The sequence below is a fragment of the Cyanobium sp. WAJ14-Wanaka genome, from assembly GCF_024345375.1.
Taxonomy (GTDB): Bacteria; Cyanobacteriota; Cyanobacteriia; order PCC-6307; family Cyanobiaceae; genus Cyanobium_A.
This window is the reverse complement of sequence record NZ_JAGQAZ010000001.1, coordinates 925,102-948,929: the sequence shown is the minus strand read 5'-3', so window position 1 is coordinate 948,929 and position 23,828 is coordinate 925,102. Positions and strand designations below refer to the sequence as shown.

Genomic DNA, 23,828 nt, shown 5'->3' with positions numbered 1-23,828 from the left:
TACCCACCTCTATTCAGGGTTGGCCATTAGGTGGCTAAAAGGTGATTAAGGATGGCTTCAGATAATTATTCCGATGGGCCGGCCCTGAAGATTGGCCAGGTGGCCAAAAACACCGGGCTTTCGGTTAAAACAATCCGTTTTTATTGCGACCAGGGCTTGGTGGTACCGAGTTGCCGCTCGGAAGGGGGCTATCGCCTATTTGATCAGCACGCTGTGGCGGATCTGGTAATCATTCGCGCCCTTCGGTCGATGGATGTGCCGGTGGGGGAGATTCGCAAGATATTGGACGTGCGCAGGTCTGGTGTATGCAACTGCGCGACCCTGAAAAATAGTATCCAAGGCCAGTCTGCCTCCATTGAAAGGCGCGTCAGTGAGCTGCTAGTTATGAAAGAAGAACTTGACCACCTCCTTGCCGGTTGGCAAGATTGCGGAGGGGTCAAGTCCTAGGGGTACGCAGCTTCTAGCGGACGAAAAGCATCTCCTGGTAGGTGGGCAATGGCCAAAGGTTGTCGTCGACTAGGGCCTCGAGGCCGTCGACCACCCCGCGTAGCTCATCCATCAGGGGCACCAGGGTGCTGGCGGAATAGCGCAGGTGCTCTTCCGTGCCATGGGGCGGTTGGTCGATCGCGCTTTGCAGCTGGCCGCTGATGTCCATCAGCGACTGGCAAAGGGCTGCAACCTGCTTTGTATTTTCCGGAGCCACCTGAATGCCAAGGGTGCTCTGAAGTTGGAGCGATCCCGCCAATTCGCCCAGATAGCGAATTGCCGCTGGATATACCTGGGTGCGGGCGATTTGGACCGCCAGCTTGGCCTCCACATCGATCGCCAGGATGTATTGCTCGGCGTAGACCTCGAAGCGGCTTTCCAGTTCCACCCCGGTGAGCACCCCCGTGCGCTCAAACAATTCGCGGATGGCTGGGCGGGTCAGCACGGGTAGGGCATCGGCGGTGGTGCGCAGGTTTTCCAGGCCCCGCTCCTCCACGGCCATCCGGTGCCACTCATCGGAGTAGCCGTTGCCGCCAAACACCACGGCGCCGTGCTGTTCAACCACGGTCTTGAGCACCGCCAAGGCCCCTTCCTCCAGGCCCATGCCACTGGCCAACTTGCTGGAAAGTTCGCTGGCGATCCAGGCGAGGGAATCGGCCAAGATCGTGTTTAGCGACACCAGCGGACCGGCCACCGATTGGCCAGAGCCCACGGCGCGGAATTCGAAGCGATTGCCGGTGAAGGCGAAGGGGGAGGTGCGGTTGCGATCCCCCGCGTCCTTGTCGAATTCCGGCAGGGTTTCAACCCCGAAATCCATCACGCCACCGATCGATGAACCGGAGAGCCGGCCCTCCCTGATCTGGTTGAAGACGTCCTCCAGCTGGCTGCCGAGGTAGACGGAAATGATTGCCGGCGGGGCCTCGTTGGCACCGAGCCGGTGGTCGTTGCTGGCGGTGGCGATCACGGCCCGCAGCAGGGGGCCATAGAGATGGACCCCGCGAATGACGGCACCACAGAAGAGCAGGAACTGCAGGTTTTTGTGGGGGGTTTGGCCGGGATCCAGCAGGTTCCCCTGGGTGGCATTGCCAATCGACCAATTGACGTGTTTGCCCGAGCCGTTGATGCCGGCGAAGGGTTTCTCATGCAGCAGGCAGGCCAGACCATGCTTCTTCGCAGTGCTGCGAAGGATTGTCATCGTCAGCTGTTGGTGGTCGGTGGCCACGTTGGCCGCCTCGAAGAAGGGGGCAATCTCGAACTGGGATGGGGCCACCTCGTTGTGGCGGGTTTTGGCGGGGATCCCCAGCCGATACATCTGCCGCTCCACCTCCTGCATGAACACCTGCACCCGCTCAGGGATGGCGCCGAAGTAGTGGTCGTCGAATTGCTGGCCCTTGGCGGAGGGCCTGCCAAACAGGGTGCGACCGGCCAGCAGCAGGTCGGGGCGCAGGGGTACATAGGCGCTGTCGATCAGGAAATATTCCTGCTCTGCGCCGCAGCTGGAATTGACCGGGGCAATGTTGGTTTCGCCCAGCAGGCTGAGCAGCTTGTGGGCCTCCTTGTTGACCGCCGCGATGGAACGCAGCAGGGGGGTTTTCTTGTCGAGGGCCTCTCCGGTCCAGGAGACGAACACCGTGGGGATACAGAGGGTGATGCCGTTGGGCGTCTCCATCAGCCAGGCCGGGCTGGTGATGTCCCAGGCGGTGTAGCCGCGGGCCTCGAAGGTGGAGCGGATGCCTCCATTGGGGAAGGAGGAACCGTCGGGTTCACCCTGCACCAACAACTTGCCGGTGAATTCGGTGATCGCGGTGCCATCGCCCTGGGGCGAGATGAAGCCGTCGTGCTTCTCCGCCGTGGAGTTGGTGAGGGGATAAAAGACGTGGGAGTAGTAGAGGGCACCGCGGCCGGTGGCCCATTCCTTCATCGCCTGGGCCACCACGTTGGCCACCGAAACGTCGAGCTTGCTGCCCTCCTTGATGGTGCGCTGCACCGACTTGAAGATCTCCTTCGGCAGCGCCGCCTTCATCTTGTCGAGGCCGAAGACATCGCTGGCCCACAGCTCATCAAGCTTTTGGGGGCCAGGGGTCAAGGTGGCGGGCCGCTGCTGGATCGTCTGCAGGGCCGCAAGACGTTGGGGGCTGGGCATGGAGACACTGTTGTTGTATTGATCCAATAGCAACGGCCCTCCCCCCTGGCGACGCTGTTGTTACCAAACTCACAAGCACGGCTCCCCGGGCTAGGGGGCTTTTTTCTTCAAATCAACCGATCCAGCTGGGAGTGGCTTCGTAGTAGGCGGCGTTTTTTTCATTTTCTCGGGCTTCTACCTTCAGGCAGTAGCTGCGGCCACCATCCCGGCTCCTGAGCAGATCGTTGGCCCAGGTCCAGACCAGTTGGGCGCTGGCCTCCATGCCCACGTTTTGCATCACCCGCAAATCGAGGGCGCCCTGCTGGTGCAGGTCTTGCCATTGCTCGAGCAGGGGATCGTCGGCATTCACCAGAAAGGTGTGGTCAAACTGCTCGGCCAGCTGGGCCTCAAGGGCCCCAAGGCTGGAGAAATCCACCACAAAGCCGCATTGATCTAGCTCCCGGGCCCCAAACCAGCAGGTGAAACTGCGGCTGTAGCCATGCACAAAGCGGCAATGGCCAGGATGGCGCCATTGGCGATGGCAGCAGGGAAAGCCGCCAAAGGTCTTCGAACAGGTGAGGGCGGCGGTCATTCCCTGGGAAACATCAAGGGCAGTGGATGGTTGTGGGCTTGGCGGCTGTTGCGGGAAGATTGGCCCAAATGGATCGGCTGCCCGTGCAGGCATCATTTCAGGCCCCGGATCCAGATTTGATCCGTGCGCTCCGTTTTAACGAGGCCGGCCTCATCCCCGCCGTGGCCCAGGACTGGCTCGATGGGGCCGTGTTGATGGTGGCCTGGATGAACAGGCAGGCGATCGAGCACACCCTCCAAAGCGGGGAGGTGCACTACTGGAGCCGCTCACGCCAGGAGCTCTGGCACAAGGGCGCCACCAGCGGCCAGATCCAGCGCCTGCGGGGCCTGCGCTACGACTGCGATGCCGACGTGCTGCTGCTGACCATCGAACAGCAGGGGGCCGGGGCGTGCCATACCGGAGCCCGCAGCTGTTTCTACGACGAGGGCCCCTTGCCCAGCGCCGGTGGCCCCCAGGCGGCTCCGCCTCCGGCGGATGTATGCACCGAGTTGATGCGGGTGATCGAGGCTCGCCGTGATTCTCCGGAGCCAGGCAGCTACACCAACAAGCTGCTGGAGGGGGGCGACAACCGGATCCTCAAGAAAATCGGTGAGGAGAGTGCCGAATTTGTGATGGCCTGCAAGGACAACAACGCCGCTGAAATCGCAGCTGAGGCGGCCGATATTGTCTTCCACCTGCAGGTGGCCCTAGCCCACCATGGCGTTAGTTGGCGCCAGGTTCAGGAGGTTTTGGCGACCCGCCGGGGAGGGCCCCGGCGGGAGTGACTGGGGTGGGAGTGACTGGCCCAGCTTCAAGCTTGAGGCCCGGTTGGCCGTAAAGCCAGCGCAGGGTGGCGCGATCGCGCTCGCTCAGCTTAAGAATCGGTTTGGCCCCAGGGGCCACGGCCATGGCATCTGCGGGGTTGTCGCTGTGGCCCCAAAGGCCAAAGGCATGGCCCAGTTCGTGGAGGGCGGTGGCCTCGATCGCCTTGGGGCCTTGGCCGGGGCTGATGGCCACACTCACCTTTGGTTCGAGTTGCCAGCCCGTGGCCGTCTGCCGGCGCACCAGCTCCAGCTCTGCGCGGCCGTGGCTGGCCCGCTGGTTGCGGATCGGCGGCCTGCGGCGAAAAATCAGGATTTGGGCCTGGGCTGGATCATCCACCCTCTCAACCGACAGCACCCCCTGCCAGTGGCCCAGGGCCCCCTCTATGGCGCCCAGCCAGCGCTGGTCCCAAAGGGCGTCTGGGCCAGTGGTGGCAGCAGGTTCGACCCATACCCGCCAATGGGGAAGGATTGGCCATCCCCAGGGGGTGCTGCGCAGTTTGTCCCGGTAGTCGCCGGAGATGGGACCAGAGATGGGGCTGGCAGGGGGGCTGGTGGCTGGCTGGTTGGGGATCGCTGGATTGGCCAGGGCCATCCCACCAAGACAGGTCGCCAAAGCCGTGGCCGTCGCCAAAGCCGTGGCCGTCGCCCAAGCCTTCATCAGCTGGGCAAGCCCACACCCCGGGACATCAGGGTTGCCATCAGGGGAATCAGGGCAAAGCCCACCAGCTCAATATTGAGAATCCAGCCCAGCCGGGTGGCCAGGGCCTCGCTCACCTTGGGCAGCTCCCCTTTGCTCAGGGGCAGGGCCCAGAGGATGTAGGTGATGGTTGGGTAGAGGGAAAGGCCGCCAACGGCCAGGTAGACCCCAACCTTCCACCAAAACAGGGGGTTCTCCGTGTAAAACTCCGCCCCCTGGCCGAAATAGAGCACCCGCAGAATTCCCGAACCCAGCACGGCCAAGGCCGCCAAGCCGTAGACCACATCGGTGATCACCATCAAGGTGGCTTCCTGCTTGCTCGGATCTGCCTTGATTAGGCGGCGCTCCAGGACCAGGGCCCCAAAACAGACCATGAAGCTCACGTAGTGGAGATAGGCCACGCCAGCGCGGCTCAGCACTTCTGGGGGGATGGCGGCAAAAAGGGTGTGGGCGACGCCCATGGGGCCTTTTTCAGAGTGGAGCAACCGTAGCGGCTGCCTGTCGACCCCTGTCTGGGGTGAATTGGTTAAATATGAAATCTTCCTGAAATCAGTAGTAAAATTGAAAGTCGGAAGCTTTTCGGCTGCTTTTACTAAGCCCGCTAAATCCCCCTAGATTTCTTTAATAAAGGAGGTGAAACATGGCGAGCTCGTTGAGTGCCTATCTCGGCGAGATCGGTCGCCATTCCCTGTTAAATCCTGAGCAGGAGCTCATCCTGGGCCGCAAGGTGCAGTCGATGGTGGTGTTGCAGCAGCGCTGCATGGAAGCCGGTGGTGCGGGGCCTGCCTGCGAATACAACGACCTTGAGCTACGCACCATGAAGGTGGGCGAGAGGGCAAAAAATCAAATGATTACCGCCAACTTGCGCCTGGTGGTCAACCTGGCCAAGCGCTATCAAAATAAGGGTCTGGATCTGTTGGATCTGATCCAGGAGGGCACCTTGGGCCTGGCCCGTGCCGTGGAGAAATACGACCCCACCAGGGGGCACCGCTTCAGCACCTATGCCTACTGGTGGATTCGCCAGGGTCTTAACCGTGCCCTTTCCACCCAGAGCCGCACCATTCGTATTCCGGTGAACGTGAATGAAAGGCTCACCCGGTTGCGGGCTGCCAAGGCCCGCTATCTGCAGGCCAATGGGGTATTGCCAACCGCTTCCCATTTGGCGGTGATGTTGAAGCTGCCGATCGAGGAGGTAGTGGAGCTGCTGGGTTGCGAGCTGCGCAGTATCACCGTCAGCCTGCAGGGGGTGGTCAAGTCGAAGAATGATCCTTCCGAGTTGGTGGATGTGCTGCCCAGCAGTGAGCTGGCCCCCATGGAAAAGGCCGAATTGGCTGAGCGTTCGGCCTCGGTTTGGACCCTGCTTGATCGCTCCAGCCTGACCCCGAAGGAACGCACCGTGGTGATGCTGCGCTTTGGCCTTGATGGCGGCAACGAGTGGCGCACCCTGGCCGAGGTGTCGAAGTACCTCAACTGCAGTCGCGAGTACTGCCGCCAGATGCTGCAACGGGCCCTGCGCAAGATGCGCCGCACCGGCATTGAGAGCGGCCTGGTGGAGGTGGTCTAGGCGGCCCCGCCCCAGGGGGAGTTGCCTAGGCTTTTTCGATGACGAGCGAAGCCAAATCTGGAGCGGGGCCCTGGGCTGATGCCCCCCTTGAGGCCGAAGTGCTGGAGAGCAAGGTCGTTGATGAAATGCTGATGATCCGGGTGCTGCGGCGGGCCGGGCGCCTGGTGGCTCGGCCAGCTTTGGAGTGCCTGGAGCTGCTGCTCGACCCCCAAACCCCCGCCACTGTTAAGGCGACGGTGCTTGCGGCCCTCACCTACTTACTGATGCCGATGGACGGGATTCCCGATTTCATCCCAGCTTTGGGTTTCAGCGATGATCTGGTTGCCATGACTGCCCTATTGGGGCTATGTGCCCGTCATTTGACTCCCTCGGCCGCTAAAGCTGATGTCCTCAACAAATTCCCCCAGCCCAAATAGATCCACCCTCACGGCCGAGCAGCTAGAGGATCTCCAGTCGTTTCTCAAGGACTGGCTGCGCCACACGGGCCGGACCCAGGCCGACCTGCGGAGGGCCCTGCGGGCAGCTTCGATTCGCATGCCGGTTTTGTTGGAGGAGCTCAACCGCACCTACAGCCGCTCGGGCCTCGATGGCTTGGTTCAGCAGCTGTGCGGGATCGAAGACCTTTGGTACGGGGAGGACGGCTGGGCCCCATCCAGCGGCGCAGCTTCCCGACCACCCCTTGCTAGCCCAGAAGCTGATCTCGGCACCCCAAGCCTGGAGGCTTCCTTGGGGCAATTGGATCTGCTGCTGCAGGAAATTCGAGAGGATCACAATCCCTAACGCCCCAGCCCAGGCAAAGTGGTGACATCGAGTAACGCGATCCCAGTGATGCCATCCATGCCTGGCCATTCCCAGCCCAACCGCAGCGGCTCCGTTGGCCTACTTCTGGCAATGGGCACAACTGTTTTATCCCTATGGGCGGCATCGGCATTGCTGGCTGCTCCGGCCCAGGCCCAGGCCCAGCGATTCCTTTGGAGCCCTGGGCCCTCGGTGGGCCCTGAGACCAAGGTGGAGCCGTCCAATTGCCTAATGGCCGACGACGGCACCATCACCTGTGACACCCGGCTGGTCAATCCGCCTAGCGACACCCAGGCCAAGCCCCAGTTCAACTATTTCCAAAATTAAGGCTCCCTAATCACTGTGTTCAAGCGCCTTCGTAACCAGTGGGCTGATGCCCGATTTCTTGAGTTAGCGGACCTGGCGGAGCACCAGCTCGCCAAGGTCCTGAGTGTGGTGCTGTTTGTGGTGATGGTCGCCGGCACCATCCAGCTAATCGGCCAGGTTTTTTGGGCGTTATTGGCACCGTCCACCCCCTGGATGGCCAGCAAGCTCAACCAGTTGCTGGGTGATTTGCTCACCCTATTGATTGCCATTGAGGTGCTTCAAAACATCACCTCCTATCTGCGCCGCCATGTGGTGCAAATTGAGCTGGTGTTGCTTACGGCGATGACGGCCGTGGCCCGCAAGGTGATTGTTTTGCCGCCTGGGGCAGAAAATAAGCCCGCCCTTTTGGCTGGCTTGGGTTTGGCAGTGTTGGCCCTGGGGGGTGCCTTTTGGTTGGTGCGAACCCTCAACCTGCGCCAACCACCGGCCAGAACAGGGCCAGCCAAACGCAGCCCGGCGCTGGATCAGTAGCCACGAGCCGATGGCGCCGATGGGCCCCAATCAACAGGCTGTCGCCTGGGCCCAGGTGGCGTGATTGGGCTTCATCCTCAAACTGAAGTTCGGCGCATCCCTGCATCAGCAGTACCCATTCCTGCTCCGGTTGGTCGTACCAAAAATCCCTGGGGCTGGCGTAACCACAGGAGTGGATTTGCTCGATGCGCAGGCCTGGCTGCTCGATTAACAGCTGGTGGGTCTCATGGCCCGGGGGCGGACATGGGCTCGAAAAGATGTTGCTCTGTTTTGCCGGTTGTTCTGGTTGTTGGAGTTCCCCCCAGCGGCGACCAATCTCAAGGCCATGCTCGCGGGCCAAATTGACCACCTGCTGGTGGTTGCTGCAGTCTTCAAGCTGTTGGCGCAGGGCCGGTTGGGCCTCAGTCAAGGCGACAAATTGATTGAGTTGGCGCACCTTTTCAAGGAACTGCAGCAGTTGCTCTTGGGCCACGGGGCTCGCTTGTAGGTGTTTACAGAAACTTGATCATGCGCCAACGCACGAAGGCTGTGCCAGCAAACAGCACTTCCTCCTCTTGCTCCACCTGCCAGCCCTGCCGCAGTAAAAGGGGCCTGGAGAGTTGGCTGGCCTCCGTTCGCAATTGCCGGCAGCCCCCTTTGCGGGCCAATTGCCCTAGGCCTTCCAGGAGCTGGCCGCTTCTGCCCTGGCGGCAGGATCGGCCTCTGCAATAGAGGAGGGAAAGACGATCAATTGGATCCAGTACCCCAAAGGCCTCAATGCTGGCATTGCTAGTTGCACTGGAAAGGCTGGCCAGGCCCTGACCAGCTAGCAATGCTTGATCAAAACCCCCATCCTGCCAAGCATGGTTGGCCCAAGCTTCAACTTGTTCAGCTGTATAGAGAGCGCTGGCTTGGCTTCTTACGGCGTCGGCATACACCAGCGCGATCTCATCACGATCATTGAGGTTGAGTGTCCGCAGGAGATCCATGGAAGAGAGAGTTTTCGGGCTTGAATAATTGTGCTGATGGTGTATGTTCTGTAGGTCTTCTCTGGGTGATCACCCAGGACTGTTCAACATTTCACGTAACGCGATGCTTACAGGATCAGAATTGCTTGCCAAGGTAAAGGAGCTTGGCGACGTCGGCAAATCCGACATTGTTAGGGCCTGTGGTTATGTCTCTGGCAAGAAGGACGGCGGTGATCGCCTGAATTTCACTGCCTTCTATGAGGCCCTGCTTGAAGCTAAGGGAGTTGAGCTGGGCGGTTCCAGCAAAATGGGCAAAGGCGGTCGCAAGCTCAGCTATGTGGCCACTGTCCAGGGCAATGGCAACCTGCTGATCGGCAAGGCCTACACGGCTCTGCTGGATCTCAAGCCCGGCGATGATTTTGAAATCAAACTGGGTCGCAAGCAGATTCGCCTAATTCCCGCTGGCGCCACCGACGAAGACGAAGATTGATTCCTCAGGCATCTGCCTGAAGTAAGTAAAGCCCTGGCATTGCCAGGGCTTTTTTTGTGGGTATTTTCTGGGCTTTTTTAGGGGACCTGGCTTGCCATGATCTGGATCGAGCCCCTGCCCTTAGCCAGGCTGCGGTAATCCTCTGGGTTGCAGGAGAGCAGGATTATTTGGATGCCCGCTGCGATGCCGAGTTCAACCATGCGGCCCAAGCCCTGTAGCCGTTCTGGATCGCTATTGGTGAAGGCGTCGTCAAAAACTAGGGGCAGGCAATTGTCATAGGCGGGCTGGAGCACTTCGGCCATGGCAAGCCTGAGGGCGGCCGCCAGTTGTTCACGCATGCCGCCACTGAGCTGCTCAAAGGCAAAACCTTGCTGACCCTGGCGTAATTGCAATTCGCCAAAACCAGCCTTTGGATCGAAGCCCAGGCTGGTTGCCCGGGAATTGCCACCTAGTTTTTCCAGGTAGCGGTCCATTGCCTGCTTTAGGGGGGCGCTGTATTGGTCGGCAAGGGCACTGCGTTCCTGGTGAAATAACCCCTGCAGGCGCTGGAGTGCCTTGGTGTGCAGTTGCAGCCGATCCATTTCAGCGTTAGCCCTTTCCAGGCTGGCCTGCCAATACTCAACCTCTGCCGCTGGGTCTTTGGCACTTAGGCTCAGGCAGCGTTGTTCCTGCTGGCCCCTGGCGGTGAGCAGGGAATCCTTTTCGGCCTCTAGTTGTTGGCTGCGCTGTTCCAATCCAGCTGTCTGGTTGTTTGCTTGGCCAAGTAGTTGCTGCTCCAGGGAATTCAATTCGGCTTGCTTGGCGCCTAATTCAGCCTGCTGGGCGGCCAATTCGGCCACTTTTTCTTGGCGCCTTTGCTGCAGTTGTTCTCCGGTGCCATGGCTTTGTTGGCCGTGGAGCCGGCGTTGCTGGAGGGTTTCCAAGGAACCCGCCAGCTGCTCGAGGCGGCTTTCCAGTTGACGCTGGCCGTTTAGGCACTCCTCCCACTGCCCCTGGCCCCGCTTCAGTTGGTGTTCCAGTTGGCCCAACTGGTTGGCCAGCAGCCTGGCCCCATCCCGCTGCGCTTCCAGCCAGCTTTGGAGAGCCTCGCGGCCGCTGGGCAGGAGGCCCCCAGCCTCCAGCTGCCTGGGCACCTCCCTGTGGAGTTCGAGGGCTGCGAGCAGCCTTTGGCGGCGGGGCTGCAGTTCGGCGAGTTGGGCATCCAGCCGGTTCCAGGGAATGGCACTGGCCGCCAGCCGCAGGCGCTGCAGTTGGGCCGTGAGGTCGTGGCGCTTGAGGGCGAGGGGTTCGGCTGTTTCGCTTCCGGCAACGCCCAGTTGCTGGAGTAATTCCTGCAGTTGACCTTGGCATTTGGCCAATTGCTGGTCGGCCTGGGCCGTGGCTTCCCCTCCCCCGGGGCTTATGCGCAGGCGCACCCCTTCCCCCACCAGCAGCTCCTGGGCGCTGCTGATTTGATAGCTGCTGCCTACGGCCAGGGGCTGGCCTTCTAGCTCCACCGGTAGGTCGGCGGCCAGCAGTTCGATGGAGGTGGCCATGGCTTGGCAGCGGGCCTGGGTCTGGGCCAATTGCTGCTCCTTTTGGCGCAGTTTTTTGACATCGTCGGCATCGATTTTGGGCAGGGCGGCCAATTCCGCCTTCACCGTTTCCGCCTGCTGTTGCAAGAGGCCGAATTGATCCTTGTGCTGTTGCAGTTGCTTGGCCTCCTGCTCCAGTTGCTCGAGATCAAGTTGCTGTTGCCCCCATTCCTGCAGGCCCTGATTGAGCTGTTGTTCGGTTTGCAGGCGTTGTTGTTGTTCCCGCAGGGGGCTGAGTTGGGCTTGCTGGTTTTGCAACTCCAGTTGGCTTTTGGCCAGTTGTTGCTGGAGTTCCAATTGCTGCTTCGCCTGGAGGTTGAGCTGTTGTTCCAGGCCGGCCATCTCCGAGAGGACCTGCTCGATGCTGCGGAGCTCCTGGTGCAGGGGCTCGGTTTTGGCCTTGTGCAGGTTTAGGGCCGCCTCCAGCTTTTGACGGGCCTGCTCCTGTTGGCGTTGGCTTTGGCGCAGCTGCTCCAGGGCCGGCCGCTCCTGGTTGCCAATTTGATCGAGCCGCAGGCCAATCCGGCGCAACTCCTCCATGGCCCCCTCCAGTTGCTCCTGCAGGCCCTGGGCCTGGCTGAATTGGAGCTGGGCACCGTTGAGTTGCTCTTGGGCAAGGGCTAGATCGCTGCCTGCTTTGACCTTGCCCGTGGCGGTGAGACGCTGGTCGAGTTGCTGCTGGATGTGGTCGCCCACCCAGCGATCGATCCCTGATTCCAGGGCCTGGGTGCTGCCCTGCTGTTGCAGTTGCTGCACCAGTCGGTCTAGGTCGTAGCCATTGCCTGGCCCGTCGAGCAGGTTTTGGCCCGCTTCCCCCTGGCGCACCCAGAGGTGGGCCCAGCGCTGGGGCAATTGGGCGATCCTGCGCCCCTCGATGGCCCCATCGACCCCCAGCAGGCTGGCCAGCCGTTCCTCGGCGGTGGGGCCACTGAGGGCCACACCCGAGGCCGTGCCCGAGGCTGTGCTCAGTTGGCAGGTGCCGGTTGCCCCGGCAAAGCGTTTGCGCAGTTGCCAGATCTGGCCCTGGGCCTCAAAGCTGATATCCACCTCCGGCAGGCCGCCGTGGAGCCGGGAACGCAGCTCCTCCACCCCCCGACCGGTGGCGTTGGCCTTCAGAAATAGGCCCTTGTGGAGGGCCTCCACCACCGTGCTTTTGCCCGCCTCATTGGGGCCACCCACCAGGGTGAAGTGGCGATCAAAGCTGAGCTGAAGTTGCTTGTGCTGGCGCACATTGCGCAGGCAGGCTTCGATCAACCTCATGGTGGGTTGCCAGCCAGCTGCTGCTCCGCCAGATGCACGGCCCGGTAGAGCTCGGCCAGGGCCAGGCGGGCTACGGCATCCCCACCGTCGGGATCAGCTTCCTGGGCCGTTGCAGAGTTTTTGAGACTGATGGCCACCTGGGCCACCAGGGGGTCGCCGGGGCGCTGGGTTAGTTCGGCAAGTTCCGCAGCCCCCGGGGCCACGCTGCAATGGCCCCGCAGCTTCAGCCGCAGCACCTGGGCCTCCACCCTCTCCAGCAGTTGGGAGTAGGCCTGCTGGCCGGCCAGGCTGAGGCTGCCGCTGATTTCAAGCAACAGCAAATCGGCCCCAACCCGTTGGCCCAGCAGTTCATCGAGCTGGGTCTCTAGGCGGGCCAGGTCGCTGTCGTCCTGGCAATGGAAGGGGAGGGGGTGCCAGCCCAGGCAGCCGGTGGAAAGGGGCGTCACCTGGGGCATTTGGCCACGCAACAGATCCACCTGCAGGACATAGCCGGATTGGTAATCAGCGCTGCGGGGGAAGCGATCGGGTTCGGGGGTGCCGCTGTACCAGGCCTTTGCTGAGACCTGCTTCAGGCCATGCCAATCGCCCAGGGCTAGGTAGTCGATTGCATCTAGCCAGGGCCCCTCCAAGCGCAGCCGGTTATTGGCGTTGGCATCTAGCTCGCCGGCCCCAAAGCCATGCACCGATCCATGGGCGAGCACCAGCCTTGGTTTATCGGCTGGCAACCCCTGCCAATCGAGGCTGTGCAACCAGCCACAGGGATCGCTGCTGTCGTTGCGCCGCAATAGGGGACAGGGTAAAACCACGGCCCCCGCCACCTCGAAGGGGGAAAGTTCAAGCAGCACCGTCAGGTTTTCGGCGCGGCGCTGCCGTTCGGCTTGAAAGAAGGGCGAGTGCCAGACACTGCCCGGGGCGCCATGGTCGTGGTTCCCAGGGATGGCCAGCACAGGGCAGGCAATTTTGCCGATGGCGGCGCAGACGGCACTGACATCGGCGCTGTTGGGGGTGGGGGAATCGAACAGGTCTCCAGCCACCACCACCAGGTCTGCGCCCTGGCTTTGCACCAATTCAGCGAGCCGCCCAATGGCGGCGAAACGCACCTGGCGGAGCCGGGCCCTCTTGTCGGGGTCGAGCACCCGGGCATAGGGCTTGCCGATCTGCCAATCGGCGCTGTGCAACACCCGTAGGGGTTGATGGAGTGGTTGGGCTGGTGAGGTTGCGGCCAGGGCTAGTTTCCGCAGCAAGGGCCCATCTTTAGCGCCTGGAATCGCAGACTGGAAGCACTTATCGCCCGCTTCCCCAGGTGCCAACCCGGTTTCGTGATTTTTTCCTGGCCCTAGGGGCGGTGCTGGTTATGGCTGGCCTATTTGCCCCTGGAGCGGCGCTGGCTGATCTGGCCCTGGCTGATGTGGGAGTGGCTGATGTCTCCGCTGGGGAGGCCCTGTTCCAAAACCACTGTGTGGGCTGCCATGTCAATGGCGGCAACATCCTTAGGCGCGGCAAGACCCTCAAATTGGCGGCCCTGGAGCGCAATGGCATCACCAGTGCCGATGCCGTGGCCTTGATCGCGGCCAACGGTTTAGGCCAGATGTCGGGCTATGGGGCGGTGCTGGGCGATGGTGGCGCCGAGCAGGTGGCCAGCTATGTGTGGAGCCGGGCCCAGGCTGGCTGGTCCTAAAAAGCCTGAATCCAGGGGTAGATCTCAACGGCGGTCCAAATGCCTTCTCGCCAGTAGATATCCCCCTTGACCAGGGCCTCCACCTCGACCTGGCTGCTGGCTTCGTAGATCCCAAACACGTGGCTGCTGGTTTGCGTGGGGCCAAGGGTCACCAGGGTGCCGGCATGCTTCAGCTGCTGCAGCCCGGCTAGGTGGGCTTCCCTAAAGGGGGTGCGCTTCTCGAGGGCGTTTTCGCAGTAGGTGCCCCAGAGCACGAATTTGGCCATGGTTTTGTCAGGGATTGGTTCTTAGTCAGCGTCGAGGGCGGTGCGCAGTTCGGAGCAGAAGGCGCCGGCCGCGGCCCCCACATTCTCCTGGCGGCCATGGGCTTCAGCCATCACCTTCACCAAAGCGCTACCAACGATGGCGCCATCGGCACCCCAGTCGCGCACTTGACGGGCCTGCTCGACGCCAGAAATGCCAAAGCCCACGGCCACGGGCGTGCTGCCGAGGGCCTTGAGTTGCCCCACCAGGCCACCCACCCGTGATTCGAGGGAGGTGCGGACGCCGGTTACTCCGGTGACACTGACGAGGTAGGTGAAGCCGCGGCTGGCTTGGTGGATCCGGGCCATCCGTTCACTGGGGGTGGTGGGGGCGACCAGCAGCACCAGATCTAGGCCTTGGGCGCTGGCTATGGCGGAGAGTTTTTCGGCCTCCTCGAGGGGGAGATCAGGCACCACCAGGCCGGCGGCGCCTGCAGCTGCGGCGGCCCGGCAAAAATCCTCCATGCCCCGGTTGAGCAGGGGGTTTGTGTAGGTGAAGAGCACCACCGGCAGGGTCAGTTCGCCCTTGAGGCCGGCGAGCATCTCGAGCACCTTGGCGGGGGTGGTGGCGGCTGCCAGGGCCCGGCTGGCGGCGGCCTGAATCACCGGACCATCGGCCAGGGGATCGCTGTAGGGAATGCCCAGTTCGACCATGTCGGCCCCTGCGGCCTGCAGGGCCAGCAAGGTGGCCCGGGTGGTGGCCAGGTCGGGATCGCCTGCCATCAAAAAGGGCATCAGGGCACAGCGCCGTTGCTGCTTGAGCTCCTGGAAGCGCTGCTGAATGGGGGTGGTTGGGGCAGTCATGGGGGGCTGGGGTCGTCTGCCAACTGGCCGGTTTCGCGCAGTAGTCGTTCCTGCTCCTCGGGGCTGAGGGCGTCGAATTTGGCCTGTAGCTGCTCGTTGGTCAGGGAGTCGTAGGCCTCTCTGTACTCGCGCCGCTGCTGCATGTAGGTCATCTTGCCGGTGAGCGCCCGCAGCAGATAGCTGCTGGTCCAGCCGAGCACCAGCACCGTGAGCACGGCCGAGGTGGCAATACCGGCACTAAAACCTTCAAGGCCATTGGCCTGAAAAAGGGCGTAGCCGATGCCCCCCAGGGCAAAGATGCCAATGCCCAGCAAGATCGCTTGGCCGCGGTTCACCTAGGCAACCTCGCCTTGGCCGGCCATGCGCAGGTTGATGAAGGGGGCAAACAGGATCAGGCCGGGGAAAAATAGGAACACCAGGCCATAGACCCCCAGGCGCTCGTATTTGCCCATCACGGTCCAGCGTTTGATCATCCAGGCGTAGAGGGCCAGGGGCACGGCCACCAGGTAGGTGCCGCCAATCACCACGTAGGCGGCTATCAGCAGCAGGATCTCCGGGGTGAGCCAGGGGCCAAGGGAGCTGGTGATCGAATTCATAGACCCGAGGAGGGGCACGGCTCAGATGCTGATGGCAATCAATTTAGGATGGTTAGGCCATGGGGGTATGGCGTAATTGGTAGCCGCATCAGACTTAAAATCTGCTGGATTTCATCCGTGGGGGTTCAAGTCCCCCTGCCCCCATCACGATCCCGAGTCAGATCGGGATCCAGGGGCCGCTGGCGTGTACTATTAAAGAGCTGGCAGAAGCCATCGAGCTATGGCTCGAGCAGGCCGGCAAAAGCACCATCCATTCCCTTGCTTCCTGGGGTTGGTTCCGTGGGTCTGTGTTGACTTTGGCCAGGTTGTTCGTTTGACGAGCCGCCTTCGGTGCGTGATCGATATCCGTTTGAGTTCATTTTTAGTTCACCATGTTTTTTCCCCGTTCGTTTTCCTTCTGGGCTTGGCCCGGATTCAGCTTGGCTTTTGGCCAGGTAGCCCCCACCAGTCCTGGTGCCCCCCGTCCTGGCGGCCAGGGGCCAATTTCCTGGGAGGAGTTGCTGGGGCGCCGCTGAATGATCTGGCTGGAATTACACCGGCTCAGATTCCAAACCAGCGGCTGATCAGAAAAGGAACCACCATGGTCATAACGAGGGTGAGGGGAAAGCCATAGCGGGCGATATCCAGAAAGCGATAGCGACCTGGGCCGTAGACCATCAGGTTGGTCTGATATCCCACTGGGCTTAAGAAGCTTTGACTGGCCCCAAAGAGCACCGCAAAGATGAAGGCCATTGGTGGTTGACCTAGCCCCAGGGCTAGTTGACCGGCAATCGGTATCAACATCGCAACGGTCGCCGAGTTGCTCATTACTTCGGTCAGCAAAGTGGTGAATAGAAACACCACCACCAGGGCCCAGAAGACAGGCCAGTGCTGCAGCCCGGCGATCAGCCCCTGGGCCAGGGCACGGGCCAGGCCTGTTTTCTCAATGGCCACACTGAAACTGGCCAGGGAGCCCAACAGCAGGATCACATCCAGGCGAATTGCCCGCTGCAATTCTCCAGCCCTAAGGCAGCCCGTGGCCACCATAGCCACCGTGCCTAGCAGGACGGCTCCCACCAGGGGGATCAGCTTTAGGGCCGGCAAAATAACAACCAAGGCCGCAATTGAAATTGCAATCCTCTTCCTGCTGACCGTCGGTAGATCCTTTTCCAGTTGCTCCAATACGACCAAGTCGTTGTTTGCCTGTAGGCCCCTAATGGCGTCCTTTGGCCCCTGTAGGAGCAGCACATCCCCCTCCTTCAAGGCGGCCCGACCGAGCCGTTCCCGCAGCAATTGGTTGCCCCGCCGCAGGGCTAGCACCGTCACGTTGTAGCGCTGACGAAATCGCAAATCCCTAAGGCAATCGCCCGCCAGGGTGGAGCCAGAAGGCAGGAGTACCTCCACCATCCTTTGGTCGTTTTGTTTGTCAGCCGAGGGCCTTTCCGCTGGCGTGGATTCCGGTGTGGGGGCCACCTCAACGGTGTGGTCCTGCTGGAGACGCAGCAGGTCCGCCTTGGTGCAGCGCAGCAGGAGCCGATCTCCTACCACCAGGGTGCGATCCGCCAGGGGCGGCAAAAACCTTTCCGCCCCGCGATGGAGCTCGAGAACGTCGACGTCAAAGCGCCGTTGCAGCCGGCTGGCGTGAAGCGATTGGCCAATTAGCTCCGATCCCGCAGGAATTTTCACCTCTGTGAAATAGCCGTTGTTTGAGAGGTCGGCGACCAGGTCGTCGTCGTTTTGGCCCCGATCGGGCAGCAGGCGATCGGCCAAAAGCACCATCACCAAGCCACCACTCAGCCAAACGCCAATGCCGATGGCACTAAAGCTGAACAGTTGGAAGGCGCCGTAGCCCAGTTTTTCGCTGACATCGCTTGCCAGCAGGTTCACGGAGCTGCCCAGCAGGGTGATCGTGCCCCCCAACACGGTGGCAAAGGAGAGGGGCAACAAAACCTTGGAGGGTGAGATCCGGCGGCGCTTGCACCAGCCTTCAATTACCGGCAGCAGGGTGGCGACGATCGGCGTATTCGGCACAAAGGCCGACACCGGACCCACCAGCCCCACCATCAGGGCGATCATCCGTTTTGGCGAGCGCACGGCATCGGAGCCAATGGCCTCCCGCAGCCGATCCAAGCCCCCGGAGCGAAATAGGCCCGCAGATAGGGCGAATAGCCCCATCAAGGTGACCAGGGCGGTGCTGCCAAATCCCTCGACGGCTTCGCTCGGTTTGAGGACGCCAAAGGCAATCAAAAGGCCGGCGGCGAGAAGGCCCGTCACCTCGGGGGCCAGCCAGCCGGTAATGAACAGAACGACCGCACCCAGCAGGACCGCCAGGGTTATCAGGCTGGGCGGATCCAGAAATACTGAAGGCAAGGCGTCCAGGGCTGAGGAGATCTAGGGGGTGATACTACGGCAACTGCGTCGGAAAACCGGAAAAGGCCTCCTCTCTCTGTCTCGCGTGCTTTAGCTGGCCTTTGCTGCCTTTTGCCAGACTGGATTCAAGCCATTTGCTGCAACCCGACTTGGCGTTTAGTGCCAAAACCAGTTATGGGCTCCTGGCCCTAATGGAATTGGCTAGCCAGGTGGCCAACCAGTCTTTGTTACAGGTTGCCGAAATTGCCTCCAGGCACCAAATCCCGGAGCGCTACCTCGAGCAGGTGATGGCGGGCCTGCGGCGCGGTGGTTTGGTGGGCAGCATCCGGGGGGCCCAGGGGGGCTACAGGCTTTGCCGCGCTCCGGCGGAGATCTCCCTGGCGGCGGTTGTGTTGTTGCTGGAGGGTGATCCCGGGCCCACCACCCTCTCGGCAAAGGCCAGCCCCGAGGCCCAGGTGCTTAGTAGTTGGTCGCTGCAGCTTGACCAGTTGCAGTGGCAGAAATTGGAGGCCACTAACCTTCAGGATTTACTGGAACTGCGCGACCAGCACCAGCATGGCCAGGCGATGTATTTCATCTGAGGATTCCCTCGGGGGTTCCCACGGGGGCTCCCTCGGCGTTTCCCTTGCGGCCGCTTCGCTCTTCTGGCTGAAGCTGGGCTGGATCAGCTTTGGCGGTCCAGCTGGCCAGATAGCGCTTTTGCACCGCGAGCTGGTGGAGGAGCGCAAATGGTTGTCGGATCGCCACTTCCTGCATGCCCTCAACTTCTGCATGGTGTTGCCTGGCCCGGAGGCCACCCAGTTGGCCACCTACCTGGGCTGGCTGATGCATGGGGTGGCGGGGGGCCTGGTCGCCGGACTGCTGTTTGTGCTGCCCTCGGTGATCGTGCTGATCGCCCTGTCCACTGTTTATGTGCTGTGGGGCCAGCTGCCGCTGCTGGCGTCAATTTTTTGGGCCCTTAAGCCAGCTGTGCTGGCCCTGGTGATTCAGGCGGCCTGGCGGGTGGGGCGGCGCACCTTGCACACGCCAGTTTTGGGTTTGCTGGCGGTATTCAGCTTTGTGGCCTTCGTTTGGCTGCGCTGGCCCTATCCCCTTGTGGTTGCCATCGCCGCAGCGGTGGGTTGGCTGCTGCCTAGTGCCAAAGAAGAAGCCCCAGCCAGCGGCAAAGCCCCTGCAAGCAGCAAAGCCGAGCCTTTTCCCCTGCGCCATTTGCCCCCAACTTTGTTGATTTGGGGGCTGGCCACGGCCCTGCCCCTTGGCGCCCTGGGCTGGTGGAACGGCTGGGATGGTCCCCTGGTGACGATGGGTCGGTTTTTTAGCCAGGTGGCCCTGGTCAGTTTTGGTGGGGCCTATGCAGTGTTGCCCTACGTGGCCAAGGCGGCGGTGAGCCAATTCCACTGGCTTTCCGCCAGCCAGATGGTGGATGGCCTGGCCCTGGGGGAAACCACCCCCGGCCCCTTGATCATGGTGCTGGCCTTTGTGGGTTTCATGGGCGGCTGGAATGGCGGCGTCTTTGGGGCTCCGGGAATTTGGTGGGATGCGCTGGTGGCCAGCTTGGTGGTGGTTTGGTTCACCTTTTTGCCCAGCTTTGGCTTCATTTTTGTGGGGGCCCCCCTGATGGAAGCCAGCCGGGAAGACCTGCGGCTCCAGGGCCCCCTCAGTGCCATTACGGCTGCGGTGGTTGGGGTGATAGCCAGCCTGGTGCTGTTCTTTTCGGGGCCCGTGCTCTGGCCCACCGGCCGTCCCGATCTGGCCGCCGCCGCCCTGGCTGCCTTGGGCCTGCTGGCCCTAATCCGTTGGCGCTGGAGCGTGCTCCAGCTGATCGGCGCTGCTGCCCTGGTGGGGGTGCTTGCAGAATTGCTGCATTAATTGGGCTTTGCCCCCTTGATTTCCTCCGATTTGTTCAGCACGGCCGACCTGCAGGCCCTGCTCCAAACCTGGGGCTATGGGGTGGTCTTTGGGGCCATGTTGCTCGAAAGCGCCGGGGTGCCCCTGCCGGGTGAAACCGTGACCCTGCTCGGCGGTTATGCCGCCGGCAGCGGCCACCTCAATGGGGTGGGGGTGATAGCAGCCGCCAGCAGCAGCGCAATCTTGGGGGATTCGATTGGCTATTGGCTGGGGCGCCGGGCCGGTTGGCCCTTGGTTTTAAGGGTGGCTCGCCTGCTGCGTAAATCGCCCGAGCAGATGGAGGTGCTGCGGTGCAACTTACTGTCGGCCGCGGGCTGATCAGCAGCTGCGGAGTTTCAGATACCAGGGGGTTGCAGAAGCTCGCCTGCGATCGGAATGGGCAAGGCCCTCGGGGCGAACGTGGCGCCTGCTTTGCCAGCGGAGCCGCTCGCCAGCACCGACGCCAGCCTCCGGGACCTGCTCGTGAACAATTCGATAAGGAAAAATCCCTAGGCTTCCGCCCACCTGACTGTTCATCTTCCAGGAGCTTGATGCCGCCCACCGTTCATCCCTGGCATGCCCTGACCGGCCCTGCCTGTCTGGAGAAGCTCCAGGCAGGCACCGATGGTCTCAGCACGGTGGAAACAAGCCGGCGACGGGCCGAGGTGGGAGCCAACCGCCTCGAGCTGGCCGCCGGCCGCAGCACCCTGGAGATCCTCTGGGATCAGTTCAGCAACGTGATGCTGATCATGCTGCTGGCGGTGGCCGTGGTGTCGGCAGCGATCGACCTGTACCAGGGCAGCTTCCCCAAGGACGCCATCGCCATCCTGGTGATCGTGATCCTCAACGGCCTGCTGGGCTACCTGCAGGAGAGCCGCGCCCAGAAGGCCCTGCTGGCACTGCGTGACATGGCTCAGCCCATGGTGCAGGTGCGCCGAGACGGTGAGTGGCGGCGCCTCTCCAGTGAAGACCTGGTGCCGGGGGATCTGATCCGGCTGGAGGCAGGTGATCGGGTCCCCGCCGATGCCCGCCTGCTCGAAGGGGTGGATCTGGGGGTTCGCGAAGCGGCGCTCACCGGCGAGGCCGAGGCCGTTTTCAAGAAGCCCGATCTGCTGCTCGAGGAGACCACGCCGGTGCTCGAGCGTCAGAACTGCCTGTTTCAGGGCACTGAGGTGGTGCGTGGTCGCGGCGTGGCGGTGGTCAGCTCCACCGGGATGGCCACCCAGCTCGGCCAGATCGCGCAGCTGATCAACACCGCCGGTGGCGAGAGCACCCCGCTGCAGGAGCGGCTCGATGGCCTCGCCAAGGTGCTGGTGGGCAGCGCCCTCGGCCTGGTGGCGCTGGTGGTGGGGCTAGGCCTGTTGCTCAAGCAGGACCCTCTCAATCTGCTGGAGGTGTCGCTGTCGATGGCGGTGGCGATCGTGCCGGAGGGCCTGCCGGCTGTGATCACAGTCACATTGGCGATCGGTACGCAGCGGATGGTGCGCCGCGCGGCTTTGATCCGGCGGCTGCCGGCGGTGGAGGCCCTCGGCTCGGTCACGGTGATCTGCTCCGACAAGACCGGCACCCTCACCCAGAACCGCCAGGTGGTGCAGGAATTGCGCTTTAGCACCGAGGCTGTGGGCGTGAGCGGTGAGGGTTACTTCCCAAGCGGCGAGTTCAGCCCCCGCTCTCTGCAACCGCCCGCCGGCGCCAGCGCCGGGGTGCCGGCGGGGCTGCAAAACCTGCTGCTTCAGGCTGCCGTGCTCTGCAGCGACGCCGAGCACAAACGCAACGGCAAGGGCGGCTGGGAAATACTCGGCGATCCCACCGAGGGTGCTCTCTCGGTGGTGGCCGCCAAGGCTGGCTTCGATGACTTCGATCTGCGCAACCGCTATCGCCGTGCCGCCGAGATCCCCTTCAGCTCGGAGCGGCAGCTGATGGCGGTGTGGGTGGAAGATCGCGATGGCAGCCTGCAGTACCCGCTGGGAGCCGCAGCCCAGGGTTCCGATCAGCTGCTGATCAGCAAAGGTGCGCCGGAGGTGATCCTGGCTGGGTGCAGCCGCTGGGTGGATGGTGGCGGTGTGGTGCCCATCGATGACGGCCAGCGTCAGTGGTGGCTGGATCAGGCCCGCCAGCTGGCCGCCTCCGGCTTGCGGGTGCTGGCCTTTGCCTGCGCCCCGCACCATCCCAGCCCGGATCACCCCATCGAGGGGCAGGTGCTGCTTGGGTTGATGGCTCAGCTCGATCCCGCCCGGCCCGAGGTCACAAAGGCCGTGGCCACCTGCCGCACCGCTGGCATCCGGCCGGTGATGATCACCGGCGATCACCCCCTCACCGCCCGCGCCATCGCTGCTGATATCGGTCTGGCCAGCGAGGATTGCGAGGTGGTGCTCGGCCGCGAGCTCGAGGCCAGCAGCGATGAGGATCTGCGCGCGCTGGTGGCCCGCTGCAACGTTTATGCCCGGGTGCCGCCCGAGCAGAAGCTGCGCATCGTCAAGGCGCTGCAGGCCAATGGCCAGGTGGTGGCGATGACCGGCGACGGTGTGAACGACGCCCCCGCCCTCAAGCAGGCCCACATCGGCGTGGCCATGGGCATCACCGGCACCGAAGTGAGCAAGGAAGCTGCCGACATGGTGCTGCTCGACGACAATTTCGCCACGATTGTGAGTGCGGTTGAGGAAGGCCGCCTGGTGTATGCCAACATCCGCCGCTTCGTGAAATACATCCTTGGCAGCAATGTTGGTGAGCTGATCACGATTTCCGCTGCACCGCTGGTGGGGATCTACGGGGTGGCGATGACGCCCCTGCAGATTCTCTGGATGAACCTGGTTACCGATGGCGTGCCGGCGCTGGCCCTGGCCCTCGAGCCTGCCGAGGACGGCTTGATGGCGCGTCAGCCGGCTCGCCCAGGTGAATCGATCTTCGCCCGCGGGATCGGGCGCTACATCCTGCGGGTTGGTGTGGTTTTCGCGCTGTTCGTGATCGCGCTGATGGTGTGGAGCTACCGCACGGCCGGCTCGGATGGTCCCTGGAAAACGATGGTGTTCACCACCCTCTGCCTGGGGCAGATGGGGCATGCGCTCTCCGCCAGGAGCGATCGCCCCCTCACCCAGGTGAATCCCTTCAGCAATCGCTGGCTGCTCTGGGCGGTGATTTTCACCACGGCTCTGCAGATGTTGCTGCTGTATGTGCCCTGGCTGGCGCGTTTCTTCGGCACGGTGCCGCTTTCGGCTGCCAACCTTGGCGTGTGCGTGGGCGTGAGCCTGCTCTTCTTCGTGTATCTGGAAGCCAATAAGATCCTGCGCTCCTTGTGGATCCGAGCCACAGCCGATTCGCCTGTTTCCGGCAAAGCCTGATCTGATGGCCGACTTCATCGAGAAGCTGCCCAAGTTGCTGCTTGCGGCCGTTGATGCCAATCCTCTGCTGGGCTATGGGGCCATTGCCCTGGTGATGCTCCTCGAGAACGTGGTGCCGTCGATCCCTTCGGAGGTGGTGATGCCCCTGGCTGGCTTTCCGCCAGCCAGATGGTGGATGGCCTGGCCCTGGGGGAAACCACCCCCGGCCCCTTGATCATGGTGCTGGCCTTTGTCGGATTCATGGGCGGCTGGAACGGCGGCGTCTTTGGGGCTCCGGGAATTTGGTGGGATGCGCTGGTGGCCAGCTTGGTGGTGGTTTGGTTCACCTTTTTGCCCAGCTTTGGCTTCATTTTTGTGGGGGCCCCCCTGATGGAAGCCAGCCGGGAAGACCTGCGGCTGCAGGGCCCCCTCAGTGCCATTACGGCTGCGGTGGTTGGGGTGATAGCCAGCCTGGTGCTGTTCTTTTCGGGGCCCGTGCTCTGGCCCACCGGCCGCCCCGACCTGGCCGCCGCCGCCCTGGCTGCTTTGGGCCTGCTGGCCCTAATCCGTTGGCGCTGGAGCGTGCTCCAGCTGATCGGCGCTGCGGCCCTGGTGGGGGTGCTTGCAGAATTGCTGCATTAATTGGGCTTTTGATTACGTAACCAGAAGATCGAGATCGGGGTCTGGCCGGGCTATCTCAGCTGGCCGGGCCGTTTTTCAGGCTT

At 62.5% G+C, this 23,828-nt stretch carries 28 protein-coding genes and 1 tRNA gene; 16 read left to right on the top strand and 13 right to left on the bottom strand.

The window, feature by feature from the left end; translation table 11 throughout:
- Positions 1-51 precede the first annotated feature (51 nt).
- A complete protein-coding gene (locus tag KBY49_RS05355; RefSeq protein WP_254933697.1) occupies positions 52-447 on the top strand; it encodes a MerR family transcriptional regulator in 396 nt (131 codons plus the stop codon).
- Between the two features lie 13 nt (positions 448-460).
- Here KBY49_RS05355 and KBY49_RS05350 read toward each other — a convergent pair whose 3' ends face one another.
- Entirely contained in the window at positions 461-2,629 is a 2,169-nt protein-coding gene (locus tag KBY49_RS05350; RefSeq protein ID WP_254934036.1) for a glutamine synthetase III, read from the bottom strand.
- Between the two features lie 112 nt (positions 2,630-2,741).
- Positions 2,742-3,200: a 6-carboxytetrahydropterin synthase gene (locus KBY49_RS05345; RefSeq protein ID WP_254933696.1), complete on the bottom strand. Its 459-nt coding sequence runs from the start codon at positions 3,198-3,200 to the stop codon at positions 2,742-2,744.
- Positions 3,201-3,268: 68 nt separating this feature from the next.
- Between KBY49_RS05345 and hisIE the strand changes: the two genes are divergently transcribed.
- A complete protein-coding gene (gene hisIE, locus KBY49_RS05340) occupies positions 3,269-3,964 on the top strand; it encodes a bifunctional phosphoribosyl-AMP cyclohydrolase/phosphoribosyl-ATP diphosphatase HisIE (RefSeq protein WP_254933695.1) in 696 nt (231 codons plus the stop codon).
- Here hisIE and KBY49_RS05335 read toward each other — a convergent pair.
- Complete coding sequence (locus tag KBY49_RS05335) at positions 3,903-4,661, bottom strand: peptidase (RefSeq protein ID WP_254933694.1); 759 nt, start codon at positions 4,659-4,661, stop codon at positions 3,903-3,905. The two genes, hisIE and KBY49_RS05335, sit on opposite strands and share 62 nt — an antisense overlap.
- Complete coding sequence (locus KBY49_RS05330) at positions 4,661-5,161, bottom strand: DUF2214 family protein (RefSeq protein ID WP_254933693.1); 501 nt, start codon at positions 5,159-5,161, stop codon at positions 4,661-4,663. The genes KBY49_RS05335 and KBY49_RS05330 overlap by 1 nt, the downstream gene beginning before the upstream one ends.
- 179 nt (positions 5,162-5,340) lie before the next feature.
- On the opposite strand from KBY49_RS05330, the gene KBY49_RS05325 reads away from it, so the two are divergent.
- The 5 genes from KBY49_RS05325 to KBY49_RS05305 are packed head-to-tail and all read left to right on the top strand — an operon-like array spanning position 5,341 to position 7,899.
- Complete coding sequence (locus tag KBY49_RS05325; protein WP_254933692.1) at positions 5,341-6,264, top strand: RNA polymerase sigma factor RpoD/SigA; 924 nt, start codon at positions 5,341-5,343, stop codon at positions 6,262-6,264.
- 38 nt (positions 6,265-6,302) lie between these two features.
- On the top strand, positions 6,303-6,680 hold the full coding sequence (locus KBY49_RS05320) for a YkvA family protein (RefSeq protein WP_254933691.1): 378 nt from the start codon (positions 6,303-6,305) through the stop codon (positions 6,678-6,680).
- Positions 6,649-7,044 carry a hypothetical protein gene (locus KBY49_RS05315; protein ID WP_254933690.1) on the top strand — a complete coding sequence of 132 codons (396 nt, stop codon included), beginning with the start codon at positions 6,649-6,651 and terminating at the stop codon, positions 7,042-7,044. The genes KBY49_RS05320 and KBY49_RS05315 overlap by 32 nt, the downstream gene beginning before the upstream one ends.
- A gap of 57 nt (positions 7,045-7,101) precedes the next feature.
- Entirely contained in the window at positions 7,102-7,389 is a 288-nt protein-coding gene (locus tag KBY49_RS05310) for a hypothetical protein (RefSeq protein ID WP_254933689.1), read from the top strand.
- A gap of 15 nt (positions 7,390-7,404) precedes the next feature.
- Positions 7,405-7,899 (top strand): phosphate-starvation-inducible PsiE family protein, encoded by a 495-nt coding sequence (locus KBY49_RS05305; protein WP_254933688.1) that lies wholly within the window; start codon positions 7,405-7,407, stop codon positions 7,897-7,899.
- On the opposite strand, the gene KBY49_RS05300 is transcribed toward KBY49_RS05305, so the two are convergent.
- Together KBY49_RS05300 and KBY49_RS05295 are read right to left on the bottom strand one after the other, a co-directional pair.
- Positions 7,835-8,371, bottom strand: coding sequence for a Nif11 domain/cupin domain-containing protein (locus KBY49_RS05300; RefSeq protein ID WP_254933687.1), 537 nt, complete (start codon positions 8,369-8,371; stop codon positions 7,835-7,837). The two genes, KBY49_RS05305 and KBY49_RS05300, sit on opposite strands and share 65 nt — an antisense overlap.
- A gap of 19 nt (positions 8,372-8,390) precedes the next feature.
- Positions 8,391-8,867: a GNAT family N-acetyltransferase gene (locus KBY49_RS05295; protein WP_254933686.1), complete on the bottom strand. Its 477-nt coding sequence runs from the start codon at positions 8,865-8,867 to the stop codon at positions 8,391-8,393.
- Positions 8,868-8,970: 103 nt separating this feature from the next.
- Here KBY49_RS05295 and KBY49_RS05290 point away from each other — a divergent pair, with 103 nt between their 5' ends.
- A complete protein-coding gene (locus KBY49_RS05290) occupies positions 8,971-9,336 on the top strand; it encodes an AbrB family transcriptional regulator (RefSeq protein WP_254933685.1) in 366 nt (121 codons plus the stop codon).
- Positions 9,337-9,413: 77 nt separating this feature from the next.
- On the opposite strand, the gene KBY49_RS05285 is transcribed toward KBY49_RS05290, so the two are convergent.
- A complete protein-coding gene (locus tag KBY49_RS05285; protein WP_254933684.1) occupies positions 9,414-12,170 on the bottom strand; it encodes an AAA family ATPase in 2,757 nt (918 codons plus the stop codon).
- Complete coding sequence (locus KBY49_RS05280; protein WP_254933683.1) at positions 12,167-13,414, bottom strand: DNA repair exonuclease; 1,248 nt, start codon at positions 13,412-13,414, stop codon at positions 12,167-12,169. Before KBY49_RS05280 ends, KBY49_RS05285 begins: the two co-directional genes overlap by 4 nt.
- 59 nt (positions 13,415-13,473) lie before the next feature.
- On the opposite strand from KBY49_RS05280, the gene KBY49_RS05275 reads away from it, so the two are divergent.
- Positions 13,474-13,848 (top strand): c-type cytochrome, encoded by a 375-nt coding sequence (locus tag KBY49_RS05275; protein WP_254933682.1) that lies wholly within the window; start codon positions 13,474-13,476, stop codon positions 13,846-13,848.
- Here KBY49_RS05275 and KBY49_RS05270 read toward each other — a convergent pair.
- Genes KBY49_RS05270 through KBY49_RS05255 form a run of 4 tightly spaced genes read right to left on the bottom strand, consistent with a single transcriptional unit; the run spans position 13,845 to position 15,550 of the window.
- Positions 13,845-14,114: a YciI family protein gene (locus tag KBY49_RS05270; RefSeq protein WP_254933681.1), complete on the bottom strand. Its 270-nt coding sequence runs from the start codon at positions 14,112-14,114 to the stop codon at positions 13,845-13,847. The two genes, KBY49_RS05275 and KBY49_RS05270, sit on opposite strands and share 4 nt — an antisense overlap.
- 21 nt (positions 14,115-14,135) lie before the next feature.
- A complete protein-coding gene (gene trpA / locus KBY49_RS05265; protein WP_254933680.1) occupies positions 14,136-14,954 on the bottom strand; it encodes a tryptophan synthase subunit alpha in 819 nt (272 codons plus the stop codon).
- Positions 14,951-15,289: a DUF3007 family protein gene (locus tag KBY49_RS05260; protein ID WP_254933679.1), complete on the bottom strand. Its 339-nt coding sequence runs from the start codon at positions 15,287-15,289 to the stop codon at positions 14,951-14,953. The genes trpA and KBY49_RS05260 overlap by 4 nt, the downstream gene beginning before the upstream one ends.
- Complete coding sequence (locus KBY49_RS05255; protein WP_254934035.1) at positions 15,290-15,550, bottom strand: NAD(P)H-quinone oxidoreductase subunit L; 261 nt, start codon at positions 15,548-15,550, stop codon at positions 15,290-15,292.
- 61 nt (positions 15,551-15,611) lie between these two features.
- Between KBY49_RS05255 and KBY49_RS05250 the strand changes: the two genes are divergently transcribed.
- Positions 15,612-15,694 (top strand) — tRNA-Leu (locus tag KBY49_RS05250).
- 396 nt (positions 15,695-16,090) lie between these two features.
- On the opposite strand, the gene KBY49_RS05245 is transcribed toward KBY49_RS05250, so the two are convergent.
- Positions 16,091-17,908, bottom strand: coding sequence for an SLC13 family permease (locus KBY49_RS05245; RefSeq protein WP_396099556.1), 1,818 nt, complete (start codon positions 17,906-17,908; stop codon positions 16,091-16,093).
- 125 nt (positions 17,909-18,033) lie between these two features.
- On the opposite strand from KBY49_RS05245, the gene KBY49_RS05240 reads away from it, so the two are divergent.
- From KBY49_RS05240 to KBY49_RS05215, 6 genes are all read left to right on the top strand, one after another.
- Complete coding sequence (locus tag KBY49_RS05240) at positions 18,034-18,480, top strand: Rrf2 family transcriptional regulator (RefSeq protein WP_254933677.1); 447 nt, start codon at positions 18,034-18,036, stop codon at positions 18,478-18,480.
- Positions 18,455-19,768 carry a chromate efflux transporter gene (gene chrA, locus KBY49_RS05235; protein WP_254933676.1) on the top strand — a complete coding sequence of 438 codons (1,314 nt, stop codon included), beginning with the start codon at positions 18,455-18,457 and terminating at the stop codon, positions 19,766-19,768. The genes KBY49_RS05240 and chrA overlap by 26 nt, the downstream gene beginning before the upstream one ends.
- A gap of 15 nt (positions 19,769-19,783) precedes the next feature.
- On the top strand, positions 19,784-20,125 hold the full coding sequence (locus KBY49_RS05230; protein WP_254933675.1) for a DedA family protein: 342 nt from the start codon (positions 19,784-19,786) through the stop codon (positions 20,123-20,125).
- A gap of 212 nt (positions 20,126-20,337) precedes the next feature.
- Complete coding sequence (locus KBY49_RS05225) at positions 20,338-23,124, top strand: cation-transporting P-type ATPase (RefSeq protein ID WP_254933674.1); 2,787 nt, start codon at positions 20,338-20,340, stop codon at positions 23,122-23,124.
- Positions 23,125-23,128: 4 nt separating this feature from the next.
- Entirely contained in the window at positions 23,129-23,338 is a 210-nt protein-coding gene (locus KBY49_RS05220; protein ID WP_254933673.1) for a hypothetical protein, read from the top strand.
- Entirely contained in the window at positions 23,293-23,745 is a 453-nt protein-coding gene (locus tag KBY49_RS05215) for a chromate transporter (RefSeq protein ID WP_254933672.1), read from the top strand. The genes KBY49_RS05220 and KBY49_RS05215 overlap by 46 nt, the downstream gene beginning before the upstream one ends.
- The last annotated feature ends 83 nt before the right edge of the window (positions 23,746-23,828 follow it).